This window comes from Chryseotalea sp., assembly GCF_057350905.1.
On the sequence record NZ_JBMRCF010000008.1, the window covers coordinates 704,251 to 726,882 of the forward strand.

Sequence of the window (22,632 nt, forward strand, 5' to 3'; positions counted from 1 at the left end):
ATGCGTAACGATTTTATCATAGAAGTATTGGCTGATAATAATTTTTCAGTGCTTAACCGCATGATCAATGTATTGAACCGCAGACGTGTGCGCATTAAAAAGCTGATTGCTCATGAGCACGAAGAAAATTTCAGGAAAGGTGGCGCTACGATGCTTTTACACACAACACCTGAAATGATTGAAAAAGTAAAGCAGCAGCTAGAGAAATTAATCGAGGTGGAAAGCGCCATTTACTATGAGGCGGATGCACTTCAACCTGAGTCTCTTTTTAATTCTAACAGTTATATCCATCAGGGTATTAGCAAATCATATTAATAAATAGTAGCACCTAACTTAAAATTTTAAATAATGGCACAAATTAATTTTGGCGGAACAATAGAAGAAGTAGTAACACGCGAAGAGTTTCCAATGGAAAAGGCCCTCTCCTTTTTACAAAACGAAACTATCGCTATTATTGGTTATGGTGTGCAAGGTCCGGCACAAGCGCTTAATCTTCGCGATAATGGATTCAATGTTATCATTGGCCAACGGAAGGGTAAGACCTATAATAAAGCTGTTGAGCATGGCTGGATTCCGGGTGAAACCTTATTCGATATTGAAGAAGCAGCCAAGCGTGGAACCATTATTCAATTTTTGCTTTCTGATGCCGGACAAATTGCCGCATGGCCTGGTATAAAACCTTTATTAACTAAGGGCAAAACACTTTACTTTTCACATGGCTTTGGTATAACGTTTAAAGAGCAAACCGGTATTGTACCTCCTGCCGATGTAGACGTTGTGCTTGCTGCACCAAAAGGTTCCGGTACATCAGTTAGGCGATTATTTCTTCAAGGCAAGGGTATTAATACGAGCTTTGCTGTATTTCAAAACGCAAGTGGTCAGGCACGCGAAAAAGCAATTGCGCTTGGTATCGGTGTAGGCTCTGGTTATTTGTTTGAGACGGATTTCAAAAAAGAAGTGTACTCCGATTTATCGGGAGAGCGTGGAACATTGATGGGTGCCATTGCTGGTATCTTTGAAGCACAATACGAGGTGTTGCGATCTAAAGGTCACTCGCCTTCAGAGGCCTTCAATGAAACAGTTGAAGAACTAACACAAAGTCTGATGCCATTGGTGGCAGAAAATGGTATGGACTGGATGTACGCCAACTGCTCAACAACAGCACAGCGCGGTGCGCTTGATTGGAAGCGAAAGTTTAAAGCAGCTACACTTCCAGTGTTTCAGGAACTTTATGAAAGTGTTGCTTCAGGCAAAGAAGCACAGCGCACCATTGAAACCTGTAGTAAACCAGACTATCGTGAAAAACTGGCAGAAGAATTAAAGGAACTTCGCGAAAGTGAGTTGTGGCAAGCAGGTGCTGCCGTGCGTGCGCTGCGTCCGGAAAAACAACAGGTAGAAGCAAGTATGATTAATTAATCAGTTAACAGTAGGCAATAGGCAGTTGACAGTGTTTAGTTCACTTAGTCAACTGCTAATTGTTAACTATCAATCGACAGAAATGTCTGTAGCTATCGATTGTGAAAAAATTGAGTGCTTGATGAAAGATGTTAGTTTTTAAAATTCAAAATTTTTAGGAAAGCTATAGTATCAGAAGGTTTAAAATTTATTTAAAACGCTCAAGTAAATCATCATGCACAAAAACTACCAAACACTCGTCAGCTAAAATTTTAAATGATTTTTGTTGATGTTACTAAAATGTTACGCCATATTAGCGAAGTAAAATTCTCTGAAAGAACAATCCGCCCCGATGCTAAGCGCACCGGGGCGGTGTTGTTTTATAAAGGGGGCAGACGAACTAACAGTTGTTCATGACCAAAGCAAAAACACTTTTTGAAAAAATCTGGGATGCTCACGTTGTAAAAAGACAAGAAGGTCATCCTGATGCACTATTTATCGATCGTCATTTCATACACGAAGTAACCAGCCCTCAGGCTTTTGATGGCTTGCGTAAGCGAGGTATCGGTGTGTTTAACACAGCGCGAACTTCGGCCACTGCAGATCATAACGTACCCACTAAGGATCAACACCTGCCTATTAAAGAAGCACTGTCACGCCATCAGGTAGAAACACTTAGAAAAAACTGTGAGGCTTTTGGCATAGAGCTGTATGATCTCGGCCATCCTTTTCAGGGTATCGTGCACATTATTGGTCCGGAGTTAGGCCTTACTCAACCAGGCATGACTATCGTTTGTGGTGATAGTCACACCTCCACACATGGAGCCTTCGGTAATATTGCTTTTGGTATTGGTACGAGTGAAGTTGAGCAAGTGTTGGCAACACAATGTGTTTTGCAATACAAACCCAAAACCATGAAAATTGAAATAAATGGTTCGCTTGGTAAAGGCGTGTTAGCAAAAGACATCATACTCTACATAATAGCAAAACTTTCGGCCAGCGGTGCAACAGGTTATTTTGTTGAGTACGCAGGTAGTACTATCGAAAGTCTTTCGATGGAAGCCCGCATGACCATTTGCAATATGAGTATTGAGATGGGCGCACGCGGTGGTTTGATTGCTCCGGATGAAACTACTTTCAGCTACATGAGTGGAAGAAAGTTTGCGCCTCAGGGTGAAGACTTTGAAAGAAAAGTTGAAGACTGGCGAAAACTAAAAACTGATGATGGTGCTGCTTACGATCTGGTGGTAAAATTTGATGCCGCTGACATTGCTCCCATGATTACCTACGGAACAAACCCGGGCATGGGTATAAAAATTACAGATCGCATACCTAACACACGCGAGTTAAAAGAAATCAGTGAGCACGCATCCTTCAATAAATCACTGGAATACATGGGTCTGGAAGGAGGCTCTTCCATTTTGGGCAAAGCTATCGACTACGTTTTTATTGGCAGTTGTACCAATGCACGCATGGAAGATTTACGCCTGGTGGCCAATATGGTAAAGGGTAAGAAGAAAGCCGAGCATGTGGAGGTGTGGATTGTTCCCGGATCCAAACAGGTAGAGGAGCAGGCAAGAAAAGAAGGGCTTGATAAAATTTTTGAAGCCGCTGGGTTTGAATTGAGAAGTCCTGGTTGCTCTGCCTGCCTAGGCATGAATGAGGATAAAGTACCTGCAGGAAAATACTGCATCAGTACATCTAACCGAAATTTTGAAGGCAGACAAGGACCTAAGTCAAGAACATTTCTGGCTAGTCCGTTGAGTGCTGCTGCTGCTGCCATTACAGGAAAAGTTACCGATGTGCGCGACCTAATGGACACTTAACAATACACAGTTGATAATTGAGCAGAAGCAAATTTTAACTAATCAAATTAACTCCCTCTCCTTTGGAGAGGGTTAGGGCGAGGCATGAAAGAAAAATTCACAACACTTATATCTACAGCTGTTCCGCTTTCTATTGAGAACATCGATACAGATCAGATTATACCTGCGCGCTTTTTGAAAGCAACAACACGCGAGGGCTTTGGTAACAACCTCTTTCGTGACTGGCGCTACGATGCTGCTGAAAATCCTAAAGCCGGTTTTGTTTTAAATGACAATCGCTATTCTGGTAAAATTTTAGTGGCCGGAAAAAATTTTGGCTGTGGTAGCAGTCGCGAACATGCCGCCTGGGCTTTATACGATTATGGTTTTCGTGTAATCATCTCCAGTTTCTTTGCTGACATTTTTAAAAATAATGCCTTGAATAATGCTTTGCTTCCTGTTCAGGTGAGCGAAGCCTTTTTACTTGAAATCTTCAATAAAATTGAAAGTGATCCAAACACCAGTGTTACGATTGATTTAGAAAATCAAAAAGTAAACATCGGTAATTCATCAGAACACTTTGATATAAATGCATATAAAAAAACCTGTCTGATTAACGGGTATGATGACATTGATTACTTGTTGGACTTAAGAACAGAAATAAAAAAGTTTGATTTAGCACATTAAAACTATTCGACTAATGGCTCGTAGCTCAAGGCTAGCAGCTCGTAGCTTCTAAAAATATGAAAAGAAAAATAACCATTCTCCCCGGTGACGGCATCGGTAAAGAAGTAACCACCGAGGGTAAACGTGTATTACAAAAAATTGCCGAGTTGTTCGGTCATGAGTTTACTTTTGATTATGCCTCCATTGGGCACGATGCTATTGAAGCAACGAATAATCCACTTCCTGATGAGACGCTAAGTAAACTAAAAAACACGGATGCTATTTTATTTGGTGCAGTAGGTCATCCAAAATACGACAACGATCCAACGCTAAAAGTAAGACCAGAACAGGGCTTGTTAAAGATGAGGAAAGAGTTGGGTCTTTACGCCAACCTCCGTCCCATCAAACTATTCGATGAATTGTTACACGCATCAAGCATCAAACCGGAAATATTAAAGGGTGCAGATATATTGTTCTTCCGGGAACTTACTGGCGATGTGTACTTTGGAGAAAAGGGTAGAAAAGACAATGACAATACTGCTTATGATCTAATGATCTACCAGCGTTATGAGATCGAACGTATTGCACACAAAGCTTTTAAAGCTGCGCAAAACCGAAAGAAAAAAGTTACCTCTGTTGATAAAGCAAATGTATTAGAAAGTTCACGCTTATGGCGTGAGGTTGTGCAGCAAGTGGCAAAGGAGTATCCTGATGTAACGGTAGAACATCAGTTTATAGATAGTGCTGCCATGAAGCTGATTCAAAATCCACGAAGCTTTGATGTAGTGCTTACCGGAAATTTATTTGGCGATATTCTTACTGACGAAGCTTCTCAGATAGCTGGTTCAATGGGCATGCTGGCATCCGCTTCCATTGGAGACACGGTTGGTCTTTACGAACCCATTCACGGCAGTGCCCATGACATTACCGGAAAAGGAATTGCCAACCCGTTGGCCTCTATTCTTTCTGCTTCACTTTTATTGGATATCTCCTTCGGTTTAAAAGAAGAGTCTGATGCCATTATACAGGCTGTTGAAGGTGTGTTGAAAGCAGGGTTCAGAACAGTAGACATTGCAGATGCCTCTACATCCAAAGATAAAATATTGAATACCCAGATGATGGGTGATTTGATTGTAAAAGAACTCTCAGCCATTCATGTTTCTGTTGCTTAATAAGAAATGACTATGAACAATAAAGTAGAAATATTCGATACTACACTTCGTGATGGAGAACAAGTACCAGGCTGTCAATTATCAACAGAAGAAAAAATTACCATTGCCCGCGAGCTGGAACTCCTGGGTGTGGATGTCATTGAAGCCGGCTTCCCTATTTCAAGTCCTGGAGATTTTCTTTCTGTAATTGGTATTTCACGTGCCGTTCGTGATGTAATTGTTTGCGGATTAACACGTGCCAAAGAAGAAGATATAGATGTTGCTGCGGAAGCGTTGCGTTATGCAAAGCGTGGTCGTATACACACTGGCATCGGTTCTTCAGATGTTCATATCAAACATAAGTTTCGCAGTACCCGCGAACAGGTACTAGAGCAAGGCGTGGCAGCGGTTAAGTATGCCAAGGCCAAAGGTTTCGAAGTAGAGTTTTATGCAGAAGATGCCGGCAGGGCCGATCTTGATTTTCTTGTGCAGATGACCCAAGCCGTAATCAGTGCGGGTGCAGATGTAGTCAATATTCCGGATACGACTGGTTATTGTCTGCCGCATCTATACGGAAAACGTATTCAATACTTATACGATCATGTAAGCAATATCGACAAAGCAAGAATCTCTGTTCACTGTCATAATGATTTAGGCATGGCCACCGCCAATACCATAGAGGGGATTATACATGGAGCGCGACAAGCAGAGGTTACTATCAATGGTATAGGTGAGCGGGCCGGGAATACTTCTTTAGAAGAAGTAGTCATGACGATTAAAACCCATCAGGATTTAGGCTTATATACCAACATTAAAACCGAACGCATTTACGGCATCAGTCAACTTGTAAGCAAAATGATGCGCATGCCCGTACAACCCAATAAAGCCATCGTTGGTAAAAATGCTTTTTCTCATTCGTCCGGTATTCACCAGGATGGTTTTTTAAAACATGCCGAAAATTACGAGATCATCAATCCTGCAGATGTAGGTGTGGGTTGTTCTTCTATTCTACTCACAGCACGCAGCGGTAGAGCCGCGCTTAAACACAGGTTGGAAATATTAGGTTTTAAAATTGAGGGTGAAGAGTTAAACAACGTCTACGAAAACTTCCTGATTCTTGCTGATGAGAAAAAACAGGTGGGCGACAATGAGTTGGTCGTACTGGCTTCGAGTATACCTGTTTTAGCGAGATAGGTTTTTCATTACAATGGATTAAGATGCAACACACCTAAGTGGTTTGCATCTTAAATCTCAACTAACTTATATCCACTCAAGATTTTCAACCGTTTGCTCAACTTTCACATCACCCGTGTGTTTAGTGGCTTTCGGCTCTATCAACATGACATGAACCTCTTCTCCATTTGTATAAGGCTTATGGTCTACTCCTTTAGGCACAATTAAAATCTCCCCAGGTTTTGTCTGAAGAATTCGTCCATCTCTGTATTCCATAAATAATGTTCCTTTAACAACCACAAAAAGTTCGTCTTCATCCTGATGGTTGTGCCATACAAAGTCACCTTTTAGTTTAGCCAGCTTAACGTAGTTGTCATTAAGCTCTCCAATAATGTAAGGGTGCCAATGTTCAGCTATCTTTTCAAATTTTTCAGCGATGTTAGTTTTCATTCTTTTGGTTGCTATTATTTTCTTCTAATATATCGTTTTCTGCTTCTTGCGTTTTCAATAAGATCACCTTTCGCTGTTTTTCTACACGATGACCATGCCAGGCCATAACAGGTCCATAGAAAAAGTAAGCGTAACCGGAGTATGCTCCTACATATTTTGCTCCGTAAAATACTAAAGCGATAACCACTGAAATCAGTGGGATAATGCCCAACAAAAAATTTGTTCGCATGCTAACCTTGGTGTCAAAGATTTCAATTTCATTTAATTCCAAAGCTTCTGATTTACTGAGTGCGTATCTGTAAAGCAGCATTAGCACAAAAAAGACACTCGCAGCACCGACTCCATATATAATCATCAGATCGCCCATCTGCCCGCCTTGCAGCATTGCCCTTAAATCATTTTTTAACCATTCTATTTTAAAGGGGAGTGCTATTGCAAACAACGAGAGTTTGGTCAAAAACTTGAGTGGGTAAACATAAAATAGCATGATGATTAAAAAGAGGGTATTTAATACGATCACCTTATTGTCGCGTAAACCATATCGATAATAGAAAACAAAATGCCCATGCCATATCAGTATAATCAGGGTGATACACATCATGAACGGAAGCAAATCAAACGTAAATTTTATAATTTGCTCGAATGTGCTGGGTGGTGAGGTGGATATCAGCAGCAGGGTAATTGCCAGCGCAAACACTGCGTCACTAAAGTTTTCCAAACGGCCTGGTTCTGCTCCTCTATAGCGGAACTCTGTATTCATGCCTATGTTTTTTTTGAAAATGTCTCGAACCATAAAACCGGTTTAGAAACGAGCGGCAACTACCACTCGTTTTCTAAAGGTCTTAACAAATCCTGTGTTATCAAACACCTCAAGCCAAAGAGTATAGTAACCAATGTTTGCTTTGGTTCCGTCATCCTGCTCTCCATCCCAGGTCATGAAACCTTCGCTAGCCAAAACCTGATTATTGACCAGGTTTTTTACCAGTCGACCCTGGGCATCATAAATTTTCGCATTGGCTGCATACCCACCCTGACTGAATTTATAAATTATGCTTGTATAATTGGGCTGCCCATAAATTGGCTCAAAAATTTCCGGGTCAACCTTTATTTCATCGGCAGCAGCAAAATTCTCTCTTAGGTTGGCGTTGTCATAACCCGGACTTGCAAATCCTGTGCTCATTACACCCGATTTCCACATAGCTGGATCATTGGTATTTCCTGTTGGTGAAATTCTTTCAAGCGCTACACCCTCGATGTTTTTCAACAGTTTGTTATGCATATTCTCTGAATAGAAAAAATTATCTAAAATATTATATGAAGAATCTGCAATGGCAATACTTCCCTCATCATCAGGAAGGCCTGGTAAACTTGTTTCGAAAAAGGCAGAAGCTTTACCTTGTGGGTAGTGATTAAGTAGTTGTTCTCTATTTGAAGTAAACACTCGGTAACTGTGCGGGTGAAGTATCGTGTTCGCAGATGTGATATTTCGTTGATTAACTATTTCATCATTCTCAATATTGGCCAGCTTCCAGTTTTTCAAATTGATGTACTTATTCGAAATATTGAATACCTCCACAAAATCTACACCTTCCGATAAAGGATTAAATAATATTTCATTGATGATTACATCGCCTGCATCAGCTTCTTGCGGTAACACAAATGATGCCTGGTTATGCTCGTTCTGTATGGCATTACCTGCACAATCAAAAAGTTGTGTAATACTGAGATCGTATAAAGTATTCTCCGCGGCTAAGGTTGAAAAGTTTAAAATTAAAGATTGAAGAGAATTATCTGTGAACTGAATTGTTGCCATGTCCAACATAGGATTAACGACAAAGGAGTTTAGGGATGGCAATGTCTTGTCAAGCTTTTCATTAAATTGTAGTTGCAAGGTTTCTGGATCTATTAAAGTCGCATCAACCAATATCGGCCCCATTAAATCCGGATTTGATCCTGCAATTGAGTTCTCTCGTCCGGGCGTGCCCCCAGCCTCGCTTTCACTGGCAGCCCAGTTTGTTTCTTCACTACAAATATTTTGTTCATCAATCAACTCTAGCGACCAGCCTCCATCTTTCTTGTCAACATCCAGATACCAGGTGTCTTTATAATTAATCGAATCTACTAAGATACCCTCTACATTTTTGAGACAGATAAATTCTCCACCATTGGCTAATGAGGGAAAATTGTTCAATCCTAGTGTCTCACCATACTGACTGAAGAATTGTCTATGTTGTGTTGAGCATAGTATCAAAAAACTATCAGGTAAAATAGTTTTTACTGGTAGGCTAATCGTGGAGCCGTTGTCTTTGAGTGTCCAGTTATGGAGATTTATTAGTTTATTACTTCTGTTCAATATTTCAATATACTCCGCCTCGGGTAATGTGCGTGCAGGAGAGGGATCTGCCATTACTTCATTAATGATAATGTCTTTCCAGCTTGCTTGAGATGAAATACCAAACGGCTGTGAAATAGTTTCAGATATCATCACATTTCCGCTACAATCGCGTGCTCCGCTTAAGCGCAGTTTGTAAACTTCCCCAGCTAGTAGGGGTTGAGCTAATACTATTCTGATTTCATTATAGTGGCTTGAGCTAAAAGTTACAGTTTGTATTTGCCGACCTGGTTCAATCGTAAGCACAAGTTGAGATATACTGTTCTCGTCTAGTTTTTCATTAAAGGAAAGTAACAATACGTTGTCGTCTTCTGCAAAAACAGCTAATAGTATTGGTACGGTATTATCTAAAATCGTTGTGTAAACAGAATTTTGAAACCCTGGTGTTCCGCCCAGGACAGCACTAGAAGCCCTCCAATTCTCTTGCTCGAAGCAAAAATTGTTTATATCTGATCTTTCCAGACTCCAGCCACCGGATTGTTTGTCTTCATCATGGTACCAATCCAGATTATACTTTATCGAATCTATTTTTTGGCCAACCGAATCCAGTAATGAAATGGTCTCGCCTGCATTATTTAGTGTTGGAAAATTACTAACACCAATTTTATTCAGCACACTCGTATTGTATTGATTGAGTGATGCTGCTGGTAGCAATAATACATATTGGTTGGGGGCCAGTGTATATTCTGGTATTACTCCTGGTGAACTGCCATCTGTTATCTTAAAATTCTTCAGGTTAATTGTTTTGTTGCTTCTGTTGTACAGCTCAACAAATTCAATTTCTGGTAAGCCGACTACTGGACTGGGGTCCGGTAAAATCTCTGTAATAATGATGTCCTGAAAAGAAGCTTGCTCTGCCCAAACGAATGAACCTGCATCAAACAATGATGCGCTTGCATTGCCAGTGCAGTCTTTTATTCCGCTCGTCTTTAGAATATAAACTATGCTCGGTTGCAACTGTGTGTGAAAATAGATTTCAATACTTCTTCTCCTATCGTCTGAAAAATGTAGACTTTCAATGATAAGGGCGGGCTCAGTTAGAAACTGTAATGTATTGGGAAGTTGTTCATGAAGCTTCTCAGAAAAATGCACACCTATTCTATTGCCTGATTCAACAACAATAGAAGTTAACACTGGTGGTTCTGTATCCATCGCATTACTTAAAACAGTATTTTGTGCGCCCGGGCTTCCTCCGGTCTCAGCAAGTGTTGCCTGCCAGTTCTCCGCATCATCAATACAAAAGTTATGCTGATTAATCCGTTCTAATGAAAAACCTCCACTTCTTTTATCATCGTCTTTATACCAATCATCATCATAGTGTAAGGAGTCTATGGTTTGGTTGTTTATGTCTTTTAATAAAAGTAGCTCGCCTGCGTTAGTCAAGGTCGGGAAACTACTCACACCAATCACATTCTCAATATTGTTAAACAATGGTGCTGATGCGTTACTTGTTAATAAAACATAGGCATCGGGGAAAAGAAAATATTCAGGCAGGGTTATCTCGGCACTGGCATCTATTAATTTTACGTTGTTAAGGTTAATGACCTTATTGCTACGGTTAAAGATTTCGATAAACTCTGCTTCTGGTAAGGATTGCGGGGGGCTGGGATCAGCCATTATTTCAGAGAAGATTATGTCTTTATTTTCTAAAGCCTCTTGTTCAAAAAAGAAAAAACTTTTTTCATCAGCACTCATTTCATTACCTGCCAAATCAACAATGCCTTGTACTGCCAATACATTTGTGCTGGCATTGCCAAGATATTCTGCAAAAGTCAATTCCACCGTTTGTTCATCCGCCAGCAAGTTTGCTGTAGTTGGTTGCTGTAAACTATTCAATACATAGTTCATCTTGTTGCTTGCGCTCAATGCTGTTACCTTTTCCGAGAAGCTTACTGCCAGGGTGTTTTGTGCTGTTGCCTCTACCTGTAACCATTCGGGCGGTGTATTGTCTTGGAGCGGGTCTCCCGCAAAGAAATCGTCAAAGAAAAACTTAGTGCTATTGCTTGGTGTGTATGTGCACCTTACACCCATGAATAAGGAATTGTTGTACGTAGCGTCAACTCCTGAGGCGGCAAGTGCAAAATTTCCAGCATCACTATTCGCAGTGTGAATTTGCCAGGTCCCTTGCGGATCTCTTACTACTTTTATCCATAGTTCAAATGAATTGGCAATTTGTTTGTTTGGTCCTCGGCAAACCGAGGTGTTTACGAAACCGCTTTGCCTAAACAATTCTACCGCATCATCAGAATCTTTCTCGCCTAGTTGAATAAAGTACCCGTTAAGTGGCCCTGTTAAATCAGCATTATCACTACTCAGGTAAACGCGACCGAAGTTACTTGCAGAGGGAGCAAAGGTCATTTTAATATAAAACCTCCATTCATAGTTAGGCATACTTGCCGCTGTAAATAATGTAGACAAATAAGCGGTGGAGGCCACATTATCATTCAATTGTAATTGGCCGGTGCCATTAATGATGAATTTACTGACGGTTCCTTGCCAGGCAGGATTAGCAGAAAAGTCTCCATCAGTAAATGTGTCTGTGGTTTGTGCTATCCCCAGCCGGGGGATAATTGCTACAATAAGCCAAAAGATTTTCTTCATACACAACGGGTGTCTTGATCAAATCTAATAATTTTGCAACTCAATTTTACAAAACAATATGAAACTCGCAGTTGTAGGTGCCACCGGCCTTGTTGGTCAAGAGGTGTTGAAAGTGTTAGAGGAAAGGAATTTCCCTTTCACAGATCTTTATTTAGTTGCTTCCCCTAAGTCAGTGGGTCAAAAAATATCTTATAAGGGTAAGGAGTATACCATAAAGAGTATGGAAGAGGTTTGTAACCTTGCTCCTGACGTGGCTATTTTTTCTGCTGGTGGTGGTACCTCTTTAGACTGGGCACCCAAATTTGCTGAGAAAGGAACTATCGTAATTGATAACTCTTCTGCCTGGCGCATGGACCCAACCAAAAAGTTGGTTGTACCAGAAATCAATGGCAAAGAAATAAAAGAAGAAGATAAGATTATCGCCAATCCGAACTGTTCAACCATTCAAATGGTGTTGGCGCTGGCTCCTTTACATGCTAAATATAAATTGAAGCGTGTGGTGGTTTCTACTTATCAATCTGTAACCGGTACAGGTAAAGATGCCGTTCAGCAAATGATGGATGAGCGTGCGGGTATTAATGGCACAAAAGTGTATCCGCATCCTATCGATATGAATGCACTTCCTCACATCGATGTTTTTCAGGACAATGGTTACACGAAGGAGGAAATGAAGATGGTGAATGAAACCAGAAAAATTCTGGGAGATGAAAATATTGGTGTTACTTCAACTACAGTGCGCGTGCCAACCATAGGCGGCCACAGTGAAGCAGTGAATGCAGAGTTTTATGCCGATTTCGATTTAGCTGAAGTAAAAAACATCCTGAGCAAAACTGCTGGTGTTATTGTACAAGATGATCCGAAAAACAATGTCTACCCAATGCCATTATATAGCAAAGGTAAAGATGAGGTATTTGTTGGTCGCTTGCGCAGAGATGAGTCTCAGCCAAACACGTTAAACATGTGGGTGGTGGCTGACAACTTGCGCAAAGGTGCTGCTACTAATGCTGTACAAATTGCTGAGTATATTCTTGAGCAGCGTTTGGTTAATGCATAATTCGTAATCATGATAAAATAAAAAGGAAGTCGTTCGACTTCCTTTTTTTATGCTCGTGATTTTTTGGTCTATTTAAGAATACCCAAAAAGTTTGCACCCAGGTTATCTACAATAATCTTTCTGTAGCGTACTCCCTTTTTATAATCAGGCGTTAAAAATTCGTTCCAGGGTTGATCCCAATCGGTCTGCTTTGCCATAATAAAAGCAAGCTCTTCAGCTGCACCAAAGTTTATGCTCTGTCTTTTTACGGGCAATTGTCTGCGGGTGGCATCAATGTATTCAGTAAAGTCGAGAATGGTAAAAAATTTTGGCCCACCTGAAAGTTCTTTCAAAATATCGCCACCAGAGTTAGCATAACTTACTTTTAATGAAGGTGCATTTTCTTTCTTAATCTTTTCTATGACCTTAACATGTGTGCTTCCGGTAATCACTTTTGCGCTGTAATCTTTCAGTGTTGTGCCTATTTCCGTTACGCTTGTAATACTCGGTGCATCTTTATGCGAAAGCATTACAACAGGATTAGACATAAAAGACGGAGTAAACTTTAGAATTTTTTTGCGCTCGTCTGTTATGGTTACGTTCGTTACACCCAAAACATTGGCTGTGTTTTGTGTGATCGATAAAAAGTCTGGGAATATTTGTTCCTGTCCGGCATAATTAATGGTTAGCTTCTTCCCATATTTTTCCTGCACAAACTTGGTAAAGTCATCCAAGATGTCTGCACAAACGCCTTTCATTTTACCCGTTGCAGCATCCTTATAAATAAGGCCGGGTTGTTCATAATAAATAACGGTTAGTGTACCTCCACTAGCCTTCACCTTAGCCCATGAATCGCCTTTATATTTTTGTGCAACGCCTGAGGTGGCGAGTAACAGGCTCAGAAAAACAAACATTATTCTCATACTACTTGGGGTTATTAGTCAATGCGAAGATAGAAGGCTTACTTTCACATCAAAGCCTTATTTTATTTTTGGGCAATTGCTTGTGCGGCTATAAAGGCTGTTGTCCAGGCCGCCTGAAAGTTAAATCCCCCTGTCTCGCCATCAATGTTCAATACTTCTCCCGCAAAAAAGAGGTTAGGTACTTTTTTACTCTGCATGGTGGTGATGTCTATTTCTTCAAGCGGTATGCCACCACAGGTAACAAACTCTTCCTTAAAAGTTGTCTTACCTCTAATTTCAAACCGGCAGCGAAGAATGTTTTCTAATAGTTTGTTTAGCGCTTTAAGTGGCAGCTCACTCCATATTTTAGTCTCTTCTATTTCGGCTAACTGACAAAGCTTTATCCATAAACGTTGTGGTAACTCAAATAGTGTATTTCCAGCCACCCGTTGTTTTGGATATTTGCTTTTATAGGCCATTAGTTCTGATCGCAAATCATCCTCTTTTTTTTCTCCAACCCAGCTCACTAAAACATTAAACTTATATTGCTCAGCATGCAAATATTCTGCCGCCCAGGCAGATAGCTTGATAACAGCTGGTCCGCTTAAGCCCCAGTGTGTTATCAGCAATGGCCCCTCTTGAGAAAGCTTTGTCCCTTCAATTTTCACATATGCTTTTTTTACAGCTACGCCCATTAATTCAACAAAGCGTTTATCTGCTGCGTTGAATGTAAAAAGGGAGGGAATCGGTTTAGTGATACTATGATCTAAATTTTTTATCCAGTTATAGGCTTGTTCATTGGGATGTCCGCCAATGGCGATCAGGATTTTTTTCGCTGTAAATGACTGGTTATTTTCTGTTTCGATAGTAAAATGATCCTTTATCTTATTTAAGCTTTTTACGGCCGTACTTGTATGGATTGTTATGTTATGCCGATCGCTTTCTTTAAGGAACAGGTTTATGATTGTCTGCGAATCGTCTGTAATAGGGAACATGCGGCCATCATCTTCAGCCTTCAGTTTTACACCCTTACTTTCAAACCACGCCACAACATCCTGAGCCTGATAACTTTTAAATAATTCTTTCAATGCTTTTTCTCCTCTGGGGTAGTGCTTTGAAAGTTTTTTTGCTTCGAAGCAATGGTGTGTAACATTGCAACGTCCACCACCCGATACCCTGACTTTTGACAATAGCTTATTCGTTTTTTCAAGAATGGCTATATTCAGTTTTTTGTTTTTTTCCGCAGCCTGAATGGCTCCGTAAAAACCGGCAGCTCCTCCTCCTATAATAACCAGGTCAAACATGGCAGAAAGCTAAAACTAAAAAGAGCAGAATAAGAAATCTATTTTGTTGCTTTGCAAACTTTATGGAGTTTATCGGCAAATATTGGTTGTTTGGTTTGGGTTTTTTCGCTCAGGGCTTGTTTGGTGTACGCTTATTAATACAGCTTTACTTATCGGAGAAGGCTGGTAAATCTGTTTCTCCAACCATATTCTGGCAAATCAGTTTGCTCGCTTCATTTCTATTTTTGACATACGGTATTATACGCGAAGATGCCGTTATCATTATCGGTCAAAGTCTTTCATACCTTATTTACATAAGAAATCTGCAGTTAAAGGGAGCGTGGAAAAACCTGCGTTTGCTCGTTAGACTAATCATTTTTGCTTTGCCCATCGGTGCATGGTTGTGGATTGCCAAAGAACCTGATGGATTTCGACAACTTTTTAATGGTGCTTCTCTTTTATCATTTTGGTCCTTGCTCGGCACAACTGGTATGCTAATGTTGAACTTAAGATACCTGTATCAATGGTACTGGTCTGAACAAGAAAAAGAATCTGTTTTACCTTTTGGTTTTTGGGTGATCAGTGCGGTGGCCTCTCTAATCGTTGTTCTCTATGGATACCAGAAAAGTGACCCTGTATTGATCGTATCGCAGGGCCTGGGACTAGTTGTATATGTTCGAAATTGCATACTTGGTTTAAAAGAGCCTACTGCTAAACCTCAAAATGATTAGGTGTTTCTACTCAATAGAACTTTCATAATTGCTTGTTTATCAGATTATTAGTAAATATTAGCAATCCATTCCAACCTTTGCTGGGTTACTTTGGTCTAATTTTGGCATTCAAGACCAAAACCTCTCAATTTTTAACACTATGAGTCCCGCAATTTCTCTGTCCATTCAAAGACGGATAACAGCATTGGATATTCTTTGCGCTGTTTCTGTTATTTTGGCTTTGCTCTCGCTTCCCAGTACACTCATCACCGCTGGTTGTTTATCACTCTGTTTGTTTGTTCAAGGACTTGCCTTCAGGGCTTACTTTAAACATGTAAAAGATGGTATAAAAATGGCCAAACGTGTTTTCTTAATGATTGGCAATTTTATTGTTGTGATTGTTCTGCTATTGAATAGCTAGACTTCCAAGTATTTTCATCAAAATAAGGCTCAGCAGTGATGTTGAGCCTTATTTTTGTCCAATGGTTAATCCTGATTTGCTCAAAGAAGAAGTACGCTCATTCATTCGGGAGCACGAACAGGATGATCCGCGAAATATTGCCCTGCTCTCGAATAAGATAGCAGGTGTTCACGCATCTGAATTAGCTTCGCAGATAGCAGGACGGCAAAAAGCTAAAAGCAAAATTCAAACTTATTACGAGAAAGATGCCATTATTTATCCGCCTTCTCTGAACCTGGAGCAAAGCTCTTCCGAGGCAACTGCAAAATTTAAAGCAGCCCTACTCGAAGAGCTGGGTATAGCAAAAGACAAGGTGCTGGCAGACTTGAGTGGTGGCTTTGGAATAGATACCTTTTTCTTCAGTCGTGCATTAAAAAAAGTTATTCATGTAGAGCCCAATAGTGCTTTGCAGGAAATTGCACAGCACAACCATCTGTCGCTGGGTGCGGATAACATTTTATATGTTAATAAACCAGCTGAGGCGTTCTTGTTTTTGTCTGAAGAAAGTTTTGATGTTGCCTATGTAGATCCTTCGAGAAGAATAGAGAACCGCAAAGTATTGGCCCTGACTGATTGTGAGCCAAATATACCTGAACTTCAGCATAAAATCTTTGAACACACCAAAGTGCTTATAATAAAGGCCGCACCGTTGTTGGATATAAGTGCTGGCATAAAAAGTTTACGTTTTGTAAAAAGAGTAATTGTGCTTTCCGTTGATAATGAATGCAAAGAATTACTTTTTATCTGTGAGCATGGTTTTTCGGGCGAAACTCTTGTTAGTGCAGTAAACATGCAGACGAAAGGAGGATTGATCTCCACATTCTCATTTACACAGTCACAAGAGCATAACACCACGCTTGATTATAGCGAACCAGCCACTTATTTGTATGAACCGAATGCTTCCATTCTAAAATCCGGTGCTTTTAAATCTGTTGCACAACGCTTTGCTATAGCTAAACTGGCAGCCAGTACACATTTGTATACGGGTTATGAGTTATTAACTGATTTTCCTGGCCGAATTTTTACAATAGATCATTTCACTAAAGCTGACCCTAAACTAATTCATCATTTACTTCCGGATAAGAAGGCTAACGTAATTACCCGCAACTATCCCCTAAGTGCAGAAGCATTAAAGAAGAAATTGAAACTCATGGATGGAGGAGATTACTACATTCTTGCATTCGCTTCGAGTAAACAAAAATATATTACCCTTTGTAGCAGGATTCAGTAAACTAAAGCAAAAGCTGCAATAGGTATAATGCGATGGCCACCAGGCCGTATAACAATATTACCTTTTTCCTGTTCTGTCTGTGTTCCCACCAAAGCACTATCCATGGCTTGTACAGTCCTATTAATAATAAGATGCAGGCAGTATAGGCGGTAAAACGGATTAATAACTTAAGGAAGTCCACAGGTGTAAAGTAACAGAAAATTAAGAAAGCTTTTGCAGGGCTTTAGCTCCAGCCTTCTATCTTTGTGCCCCTTGTTGATTTATAAGTGAAGGCGAATGATTTTTTAAGCATATATACCGCGGATGGTTTTATCAAGACCGTAGCCGCAGGAATCAAAGCGCCCGATCCAGCCAATATTAAAATAAAAGGTTTACAAGGTAGTCTGGATGCCATTCTATTGGCTGCCTCATTCAAACTGCATCCTCAGGATTACTGGGTGGTGCTACAGGATCGCGATGAGGCCTTTTATTTTCAAAATGACTTGCAAAACCTTTTAGGTCGTGAGGTACTTTTCTTTCCGCTTTCGTACAGGCGGCCGTATGAATATGATGAGGTAGAGAATGCCAACATCCTGCAGCGCACCGAGACGCTGAACAAGCTCGCCAATAAAACCAAGCCTGAGATTGTGGTTACTTACCCGGAAGCTTTGGGTGAAAAAGTGATTACAAGACGCTCACTTACCGCTAAAACTTTTACAATAAAAAAGGGTGAAAGATTAGATGTCGCATTTCTGGAAGAGTTTCTTCACGATGCCGATTTCGAAAAAACTGATTTTGTGTATGAGGCCGGACAGTTTGCGGTGCGTGGTGGCATTGTAGATGTATACTCCTTTTCACACGAGCTTCCTTATCGCGTAGAATTGTTTGGTGATGAAGTGGACAGCATCCGTTCTTTTGAACCAGGATCGCAACTATCCGTTGAAACCGTTGACATTGTAAACCTGGTACCCAATTTACAAAGTGCATTGGTAAAAGAGGAGCGTCAATCCATCTTCGATTTTATTGCGCCCTCAACAAAGCTTTGGTTTAAAGATGTGCAGCTCGTTTTAGACGTGATTGAAAAAACGTTTGATAAAGCTGTGCAAGCTTATGATCATACAACAAAGGGGGGAAAGACCACTTTAGTATTGTCTCCAGAAGAAATTTTTGACACCGCCCAACATTTCCTTTCAAAATCACAAGGCTTTACGCGTATAGAATTTGGCAGTCGCTCTTATCTAAACGAGGTTAAGAATTTTGATTATGCGGCCGCAGGCCAGCCTTCCTTTAATAAAAATTTTGAACTACTCGCCACCAACCTTGTTGAGGAGCAAGACAAGGGTTATGGCAACTTTATAGCATCCGACACACCTAAACAGCTGGAAAGACTAGCAGGTATTTTTTCTGAAATAAACCAACAGGTAAAATTTCAACCACTGGAATTCTCGTTACGTGCAGGTTTTGTCGACCAAAGTCTTAAAGTGGTATGTTATACAGATCATCAGATTTTCGAACGCTTTCATCGCTACAGGGCAAGAGAGAAATACTCCAAGTCAAAAGCCCTTACGCTTCGTGAGTTATATACGCTGCAGCCGGGAGATTTTGTTACACATATCGATTATGGCATTGCAAAATTTGCCGGCCTCGAAAAGAAGGAGGTGAATGGTCACGAACAGGAAGCCATTCGTCTTATTTATCGCGATGATGATTTGCTTTACCTGAGCATTCACGCCTTGCACAAAATTTCCAAGTATACAGGTAAGGAAGGTACGCCACCAGTCATGAACAAACTCGGTTCGCAGGAGTGGGAAAACAAAAAGGCAAAAGTTAAGAAACAGGTTAAAGACATTGCCAAAGAGCTTATCGCCTTATATGCAAAACGCAAAGGCGCTCCTGGTTTTCCTTTTTCTCCTGATAGTTATTTACAGGCCGAGCTTGAATCATCTTTTATTTACGAAGACACACCCGATCAGGCTAAAGCAACAGAGGATGTAAAGCGCGACATGCAAGAAGCCCACCCGATGGACAGGTTGGTATGTGGCGATGTTGGTTTTGGAAAAACAGAGGTGGCTATTCGTGCGGCTTTCAAAGCGGTTACCGATAGCAAACAAGTAGCAGTACTGGTGCCCACTACGATCTTGGCTTTTCAACACTACAGAACTTTCAGCGAACGCCTTTCAAATTTGCCGGCCCGCGTTGAATACATATCGCGTTTCAGAAGTGAGAAAGAAATCAAGGAAACACTTAAGCGTGTAAAAGAAGGTCAAGTTGATATTTTGATTGGTACGCACAGGGTTGTCAGCAAGGACATTCAATTTAAAAATCTAGGTCTGCTTATTATTGATGAAGAGCAGAAATTTGGTGTTAAGACCAAGGACAAGTTGAAGGAAATGAAGGTGAATGTGGATGTACTTACCCTTTCTGCCACACCCATACCAAGAACACTTCATTTCTCTTTAATGGGTGCACGCGACCTAAGCATTATTGCCACACCTCCACCGAACCGTCAGCCCGTAACCACTGAGTTGCATACTTTTAATGAAACCATTATTCGTGATGCCGTGAGTTATGAATTGAAACGTGGTGGTCAGGTTTTCTTTGTACACAACAGGGTGAGTGATATTGAGTCTATCGCCAATATTATTTACAAGCTTGTGCCCGACTGTCGTATTACTATTGCCCACGGGCAGATGGAAGGTCATCAGCTGGAAAAAGCCATGCTTAAATTTGTTGAAGGTGAGTATGATGTATTGGTTTCCACCAACATTATTGAATCTGGTCTTGACATTCCGAATGCCAACACCATCATCATCAACCAGGCACACATGTTTGGTTTGTCAGATTTACATCAGATGCGTGGCCGTGTAGGGCGATCCAACAAAAAAGCTTATTGCTATTTACTTACGCAACCAACTTCTGTTTTAACAGCCGATTCGCGTAAGCGCTTGGCTGCGCTAGAAGAGTTTACCGAATTAGGTGATGGTTTTAAAGTAGCCATGCGCGATTTGGATATTCGCGGAGCCGGAAACTTATTGGGTGCAGAGCAAAGTGGTTTCATTAACGACCTTGGTTATGAAACCTATCACAAAATTCTGGATGATGCAGTTCAGGAATTAAAAGAAACAGAATTTAAAGACCTCTTTGCTTCTGAACTTGCCGAAAAAGCCAAATTGATTGTTCAGGATTGTATTATTGAAACCGATCTTGAAATACTTATTCCTGATAGCTATGTTGCCAACATCAGCGAGCGTCTTGGTTTGTATTCGAGGCTGGATAGCATTAAGGACGAGGAACAATTGGAAAAAATCGGACACGAATTGAAAGACCGATTCGGGCCCTTGCCCACACCCGTTGAAGAATTGATTAATACAGTCCGGTTAAGGTGGTTGGGAGAAAAACTGGGCTTTGAAAAGTTATCGTTGAAAAATGAAAGACTAAGGGCTTACTTCACCAGCAACAATGACGCTTACTTCAAATCAGAAGTCTTTGGAAAAATACTGGCTTACATTCAGCAGCACCCGCGCCAATGCAAGATTAAGGACCAGGCCGGAAAAGCCATGATGGTTATTGAGCATATCAAGCATGTTGATCAGGCAATTGAGCTACTTAATCACATGCACGTTTTTGAATTCAAGTCCTCCAAAGAGATTTCATCCAAATAAGGATCAAGACCCACGACCTTATCAAAAGCATTGATCATCAATACGCGCTGGTATTTTGGTGAGTAAAATACTTCAGCGAAAAATAAACCTGTATCGTACAGAAAAACTTTACAGTCTGCCAGGGTGCGTTGTAGAATGTAGGTACCATTGAAGGTAATTACATCGCACTTTTTGTGGAAGGGCATCAGGCGAAAGTCGGTTATTGTGTGCATAACAGTGTTTTACAACCCAATACCTATGCAATTGTATGCCAACATTGAAAAAAGCCCTTTATACTGATTATCGGCTATTTATACCGTTTGTCGAGCGGCTTTCCTTCCCAAAAAGAGAAAGAACATTCTCAAAACAATAGACTGAGCCTTAGGCCGTTTCACATGTGGTAGATGAAGTTTTAATTAAGGCGCAACAGGTTTGGAAAACTTTTGCATATATCTTTATATTAGCATTTCTTTTTAAAATAAAACTCAAATGAAATACTCTTTCAGAGTCCTTTTTGCTACAGTAGGTGCTTCAGCAGCACTTACAGGGTGTTCACTTTTTGGCGGAGGTGGCGGCAAGCCTACTGCGCAGAACCCCGGACAATTGAGCACGGCTACAGGCCTTGCTTACAATAACGAAGACGAAGGTGGCTTCATGGTTAGTCCTTTTGAAGGTCAGCCGGATGCACCCAACATGGTTTTCATTGAGGGTGGCCGCGCAGTTATGGGCTCTTTCGAAGAAGATGTGATGTCGTCTCGTGATAACATTGAAAGAACTGTTTCTGTGGCATCCTTCTACATGGATGAGACAGAAATTGCCAACATTCACTGGCTTGAATATTTACACGTACTTGGTAAAGACTCTACACAAGAGGCTTATCAGCGCGCCTTGCCTGATACGCTCGTTTGGAAAAGCCGTCTTGCCTTTAACGATCCATACGTAGATCATTACCTTCGTTACCCTGGTTTCCGCTACTTCCCTGTTGTGGGTGTTAGCTGGTCGCAAGCCAGTGCTTACGCCACCTGGAGAACATTGGCTGTAAATAAGGCTTTAGCTGCTAATGCGGGCGAAGAATATGCTGAAACAGATGGTCGTATTCCTTTGGAGTCTGGTATTGTTATCCCTGCTTACCGTCTTCCTACAGAAGCTGAGTGGGAATATGCTGCCATGGCACAAATCGGAACACAGTGGGTAGAAGAAATGCAAACCCACCAGAAGATCTATCCTTGGGATGGTCACGCTGTTCGTAATCCTTACGGTGCACAAATGGGTTTCATGCTGGCTAACTTTAAACGTGGTCGTGGTGACTATGCCGGTATAGCTGGTCGCTTAAATGACGGTGCACTTATCACCTCTTACATTTATGAATTCCCACCTAACGATTACGGTTTATACAACATGGCCGGTAACGTAAGTGAGTGGGTACAGGATGTGTATCGTCCTATGTCTTACCAGGACTTTGATGATCTTAACCCGATCCGCAGAGATGGTTTCTTAGATAATGCCAGTGGTAATACTGCTGACAACGGTTATAACAACATTGAGAAAAACCCAGAGTCTTTCTTCTCTTTAGTTACCGACAAGGCTCGTGTCTATAAAGGTGGTTCATGGAAAGATGTCGCTTATTGGATGTCTCCAGGTACACGCAGGTATTTAGATCAGGATTCTGCTACTGCTACAGTAGGCTTCCGTTGCGCCATGATCCGCGCTGGTTCTAACTATTAAGCAAAGAAATTTGACATTAAAAAAACCCGGGCTTG

Annotated in this window: 18 protein-coding genes; 12 read left to right on the plus strand and 6 right to left on the minus strand. The window is 40.9% G+C overall.

The window, feature by feature from the left end:
• The 6 genes from ACO1XM_RS11645 (at window position 1) to ACO1XM_RS11670 (ending at window position 6,211) form a co-directional block, all read left to right on the plus strand.
• Window positions 1–315 (plus strand): ACT domain-containing protein, encoded by a 315-nt coding sequence (locus ACO1XM_RS11645; RefSeq protein ID WP_486229073.1) that lies wholly within the window; start codon window positions 1–3, stop codon window positions 313–315.
• Window positions 316–348: 33 nt separating this feature from the next.
• Window positions 349–1,416, plus strand: a complete 1,068-nt coding sequence (gene ilvC, locus ACO1XM_RS11650) for a ketol-acid reductoisomerase (RefSeq protein ID WP_486229075.1) — start codon at window positions 349–351, stop codon at window positions 1,414–1,416.
• A 392-nt stretch (window positions 1,417–1,808) separates the two neighbouring features.
• Window positions 1,809–3,221, plus strand: a complete 1,413-nt coding sequence (leuC, locus tag ACO1XM_RS11655) for a 3-isopropylmalate dehydratase large subunit (protein WP_486229077.1) — start codon at window positions 1,809–1,811, stop codon at window positions 3,219–3,221.
• 84 nt (window positions 3,222–3,305) lie between these two features.
• Window positions 3,306–3,887, plus strand: coding sequence for a 3-isopropylmalate dehydratase small subunit (gene leuD, locus ACO1XM_RS11660; protein WP_486229079.1), 582 nt, complete (start codon window positions 3,306–3,308; stop codon window positions 3,885–3,887).
• Between the two features lie 56 nt (window positions 3,888–3,943).
• Complete coding sequence (gene leuB, locus ACO1XM_RS11665; protein ID WP_486229081.1) at window positions 3,944–5,038, plus strand: 3-isopropylmalate dehydrogenase; 1,095 nt, start codon at window positions 3,944–3,946, stop codon at window positions 5,036–5,038.
• 12 nt (window positions 5,039–5,050) lie between these two features.
• Window positions 5,051–6,211 (plus strand): 2-isopropylmalate synthase, encoded by a 1,161-nt coding sequence (locus ACO1XM_RS11670; RefSeq protein WP_486229083.1) that lies wholly within the window; start codon window positions 5,051–5,053, stop codon window positions 6,209–6,211.
• 66 nt (window positions 6,212–6,277) lie between these two features.
• On the opposite strand, the gene ACO1XM_RS11675 is transcribed toward ACO1XM_RS11670, so the two are convergent.
• Genes ACO1XM_RS11675 through ACO1XM_RS11685 form a run of 3 tightly spaced genes read right to left on the minus strand, consistent with a single transcriptional unit; the run spans window position 6,278 to window position 11,633 of the window.
• Window positions 6,278–6,640, minus strand: coding sequence for a cupin domain-containing protein (locus ACO1XM_RS11675; protein ID WP_486229085.1), 363 nt, complete (start codon window positions 6,638–6,640; stop codon window positions 6,278–6,280).
• A complete protein-coding gene (locus ACO1XM_RS11680; RefSeq protein WP_486229087.1) occupies window positions 6,630–7,433 on the minus strand; it encodes a TMEM175 family protein in 804 nt (267 codons plus the stop codon). The genes ACO1XM_RS11675 and ACO1XM_RS11680 overlap by 11 nt, the downstream gene beginning before the upstream one ends.
• Before the next feature lie 9 nt (window positions 7,434–7,442).
• The gene (locus tag ACO1XM_RS11685) at window positions 7,443–11,633 is read right to left on the minus strand and encodes a lamin tail domain-containing protein (RefSeq protein WP_486229089.1); all 4,191 of its coding nucleotides are present in this window, start codon (window positions 11,631–11,633) and stop codon (window positions 7,443–7,445) included.
• Between the two features lie 58 nt (window positions 11,634–11,691).
• Here ACO1XM_RS11685 and ACO1XM_RS11690 point away from each other — a divergent pair, with 58 nt between their 5' ends.
• Window positions 11,692–12,687, plus strand: a complete 996-nt coding sequence (locus ACO1XM_RS11690; protein WP_486229091.1) for an aspartate-semialdehyde dehydrogenase — start codon at window positions 11,692–11,694, stop codon at window positions 12,685–12,687.
• A 68-nt stretch (window positions 12,688–12,755) separates the two neighbouring features.
• Here ACO1XM_RS11690 and ACO1XM_RS11695 read toward each other — a convergent pair whose 3' ends face one another.
• Both ACO1XM_RS11695 and ACO1XM_RS11700 read right to left on the minus strand, forming a co-directional pair.
• Entirely contained in the window at window positions 12,756–13,589 is an 834-nt protein-coding gene (locus ACO1XM_RS11695) for a substrate-binding periplasmic protein (protein ID WP_486229093.1), read from the minus strand.
• Window positions 13,590–13,651: 62 nt separating this feature from the next.
• Window positions 13,652–14,872 (minus strand): BaiN/RdsA family NAD(P)/FAD-dependent oxidoreductase, encoded by a 1,221-nt coding sequence (locus tag ACO1XM_RS11700; protein WP_486229095.1) that lies wholly within the window; start codon window positions 14,870–14,872, stop codon window positions 13,652–13,654.
• A gap of 62 nt (window positions 14,873–14,934) precedes the next feature.
• Between ACO1XM_RS11700 and ACO1XM_RS11705 the strand changes: the two genes are divergently transcribed.
• The 4 genes from ACO1XM_RS11705 to mfd all read left to right on the plus strand — a co-directional run bounded on the left by ACO1XM_RS11705 (window position 14,935) and on the right by mfd (window position 20,893).
• Window positions 14,935–15,582 carry a lipid-A-disaccharide synthase N-terminal domain-containing protein gene (locus tag ACO1XM_RS11705; protein WP_486229097.1) on the plus strand — a complete coding sequence of 216 codons (648 nt, stop codon included), beginning with the start codon at window positions 14,935–14,937 and terminating at the stop codon, window positions 15,580–15,582.
• A 139-nt stretch (window positions 15,583–15,721) separates the two neighbouring features.
• Window positions 15,722–15,982 carry a hypothetical protein gene (locus ACO1XM_RS11710; RefSeq protein WP_486229099.1) on the plus strand — a complete coding sequence of 87 codons (261 nt, stop codon included), beginning with the start codon at window positions 15,722–15,724 and terminating at the stop codon, window positions 15,980–15,982.
• 61 nt (window positions 15,983–16,043) lie between these two features.
• Complete coding sequence (locus tag ACO1XM_RS11715) at window positions 16,044–17,252, plus strand: THUMP-like domain-containing protein (protein ID WP_486229101.1); 1,209 nt, start codon at window positions 16,044–16,046, stop codon at window positions 17,250–17,252.
• A 266-nt stretch (window positions 17,253–17,518) separates the two neighbouring features.
• The gene (gene mfd / locus ACO1XM_RS11720; protein ID WP_486229103.1) at window positions 17,519–20,893 is read left to right on the plus strand and encodes a transcription-repair coupling factor; all 3,375 of its coding nucleotides are present in this window, start codon (window positions 17,519–17,521) and stop codon (window positions 20,891–20,893) included.
• On the opposite strand, the gene ACO1XM_RS11725 is transcribed toward mfd, so the two are convergent.
• Window positions 20,842–21,105 carry a hypothetical protein gene (locus ACO1XM_RS11725; RefSeq protein ID WP_486229105.1) on the minus strand — a complete coding sequence of 88 codons (264 nt, stop codon included), beginning with the start codon at window positions 21,103–21,105 and terminating at the stop codon, window positions 20,842–20,844. The genes mfd and ACO1XM_RS11725 overlap by 52 nt on opposite strands.
• 256 nt (window positions 21,106–21,361) lie before the next feature.
• Between ACO1XM_RS11725 and gldJ the strand changes: the two genes are divergently transcribed.
• Window positions 21,362–22,597 (plus strand): gliding motility lipoprotein GldJ, encoded by a 1,236-nt coding sequence (gldJ, locus tag ACO1XM_RS11730; protein WP_486229107.1) that lies wholly within the window; start codon window positions 21,362–21,364, stop codon window positions 22,595–22,597.
• Window positions 22,598–22,632 lie beyond the last annotated feature (35 nt).

Excerpts from the sequence above, each read along its gene's own strand:
- ACO1XM_RS11725 (WP_486229105.1), bottom strand. The coding sequence starts at position 21,105 with ATGCACACAATAACCGACTTTCGCCTGATGCCCTTCCACAAAAAGTGC.
- ACO1XM_RS11715 (WP_486229101.1), top strand. The coding sequence starts at position 16,044 with ATGGTTAATCCTGATTTGCTCAAAGAAGAAGTACGCTCATTCATTCGG.
- ACO1XM_RS11685 (WP_486229089.1), bottom strand. The coding sequence starts at position 11,633 with ATGAAGAAAATCTTTTGGCTTATTGTAGCAATTATCCCCCGGCTGGGG.
- ACO1XM_RS11670 (WP_486229083.1), top strand. The coding sequence starts at position 5,051 with ATGAACAATAAAGTAGAAATATTCGATACTACACTTCGTGATGGAGAA.
- ACO1XM_RS11710 (WP_486229099.1), top strand. The coding sequence starts at position 15,722 with ATGAGTCCCGCAATTTCTCTGTCCATTCAAAGACGGATAACAGCATTG.
- ACO1XM_RS11680 (WP_486229087.1), bottom strand. The coding sequence starts at position 7,433 with ATGGTTCGAGACATTTTCAAAAAAAACATAGGCATGAATACAGAGTTC.
- ACO1XM_RS11700 (WP_486229095.1), bottom strand. The coding sequence starts at position 14,872 with ATGTTTGACCTGGTTATTATAGGAGGAGGAGCTGCCGGTTTTTACGGA.
- ACO1XM_RS11690 (WP_486229091.1), top strand. The coding sequence starts at position 11,692 with ATGAAACTCGCAGTTGTAGGTGCCACCGGCCTTGTTGGTCAAGAGGTG.
- leuC (WP_486229077.1), top strand. The coding sequence starts at position 1,809 with ATGACCAAAGCAAAAACACTTTTTGAAAAAATCTGGGATGCTCACGTT.
- gldJ (WP_486229107.1), top strand. The coding sequence starts at position 21,362 with ATGAAATACTCTTTCAGAGTCCTTTTTGCTACAGTAGGTGCTTCAGCA.
- leuB (WP_486229081.1), top strand. The coding sequence starts at position 3,944 with ATGAAAAGAAAAATAACCATTCTCCCCGGTGACGGCATCGGTAAAGAA.
- ACO1XM_RS11645 (WP_486229073.1), top strand. The coding sequence starts at position 1 with ATGCGTAACGATTTTATCATAGAAGTATTGGCTGATAATAATTTTTCA.
- ACO1XM_RS11705 (WP_486229097.1), top strand. The coding sequence starts at position 14,935 with ATGGAGTTTATCGGCAAATATTGGTTGTTTGGTTTGGGTTTTTTCGCT.
- ACO1XM_RS11675 (WP_486229085.1), bottom strand. The coding sequence starts at position 6,640 with ATGAAAACTAACATCGCTGAAAAATTTGAAAAGATAGCTGAACATTGG.
- leuD (WP_486229079.1), top strand. The coding sequence starts at position 3,306 with ATGAAAGAAAAATTCACAACACTTATATCTACAGCTGTTCCGCTTTCT.
- ilvC (WP_486229075.1), top strand. The coding sequence starts at position 349 with ATGGCACAAATTAATTTTGGCGGAACAATAGAAGAAGTAGTAACACGC.
- ACO1XM_RS11695 (WP_486229093.1), bottom strand. The coding sequence starts at position 13,589 with ATGAGAATAATGTTTGTTTTTCTGAGCCTGTTACTCGCCACCTCAGGC.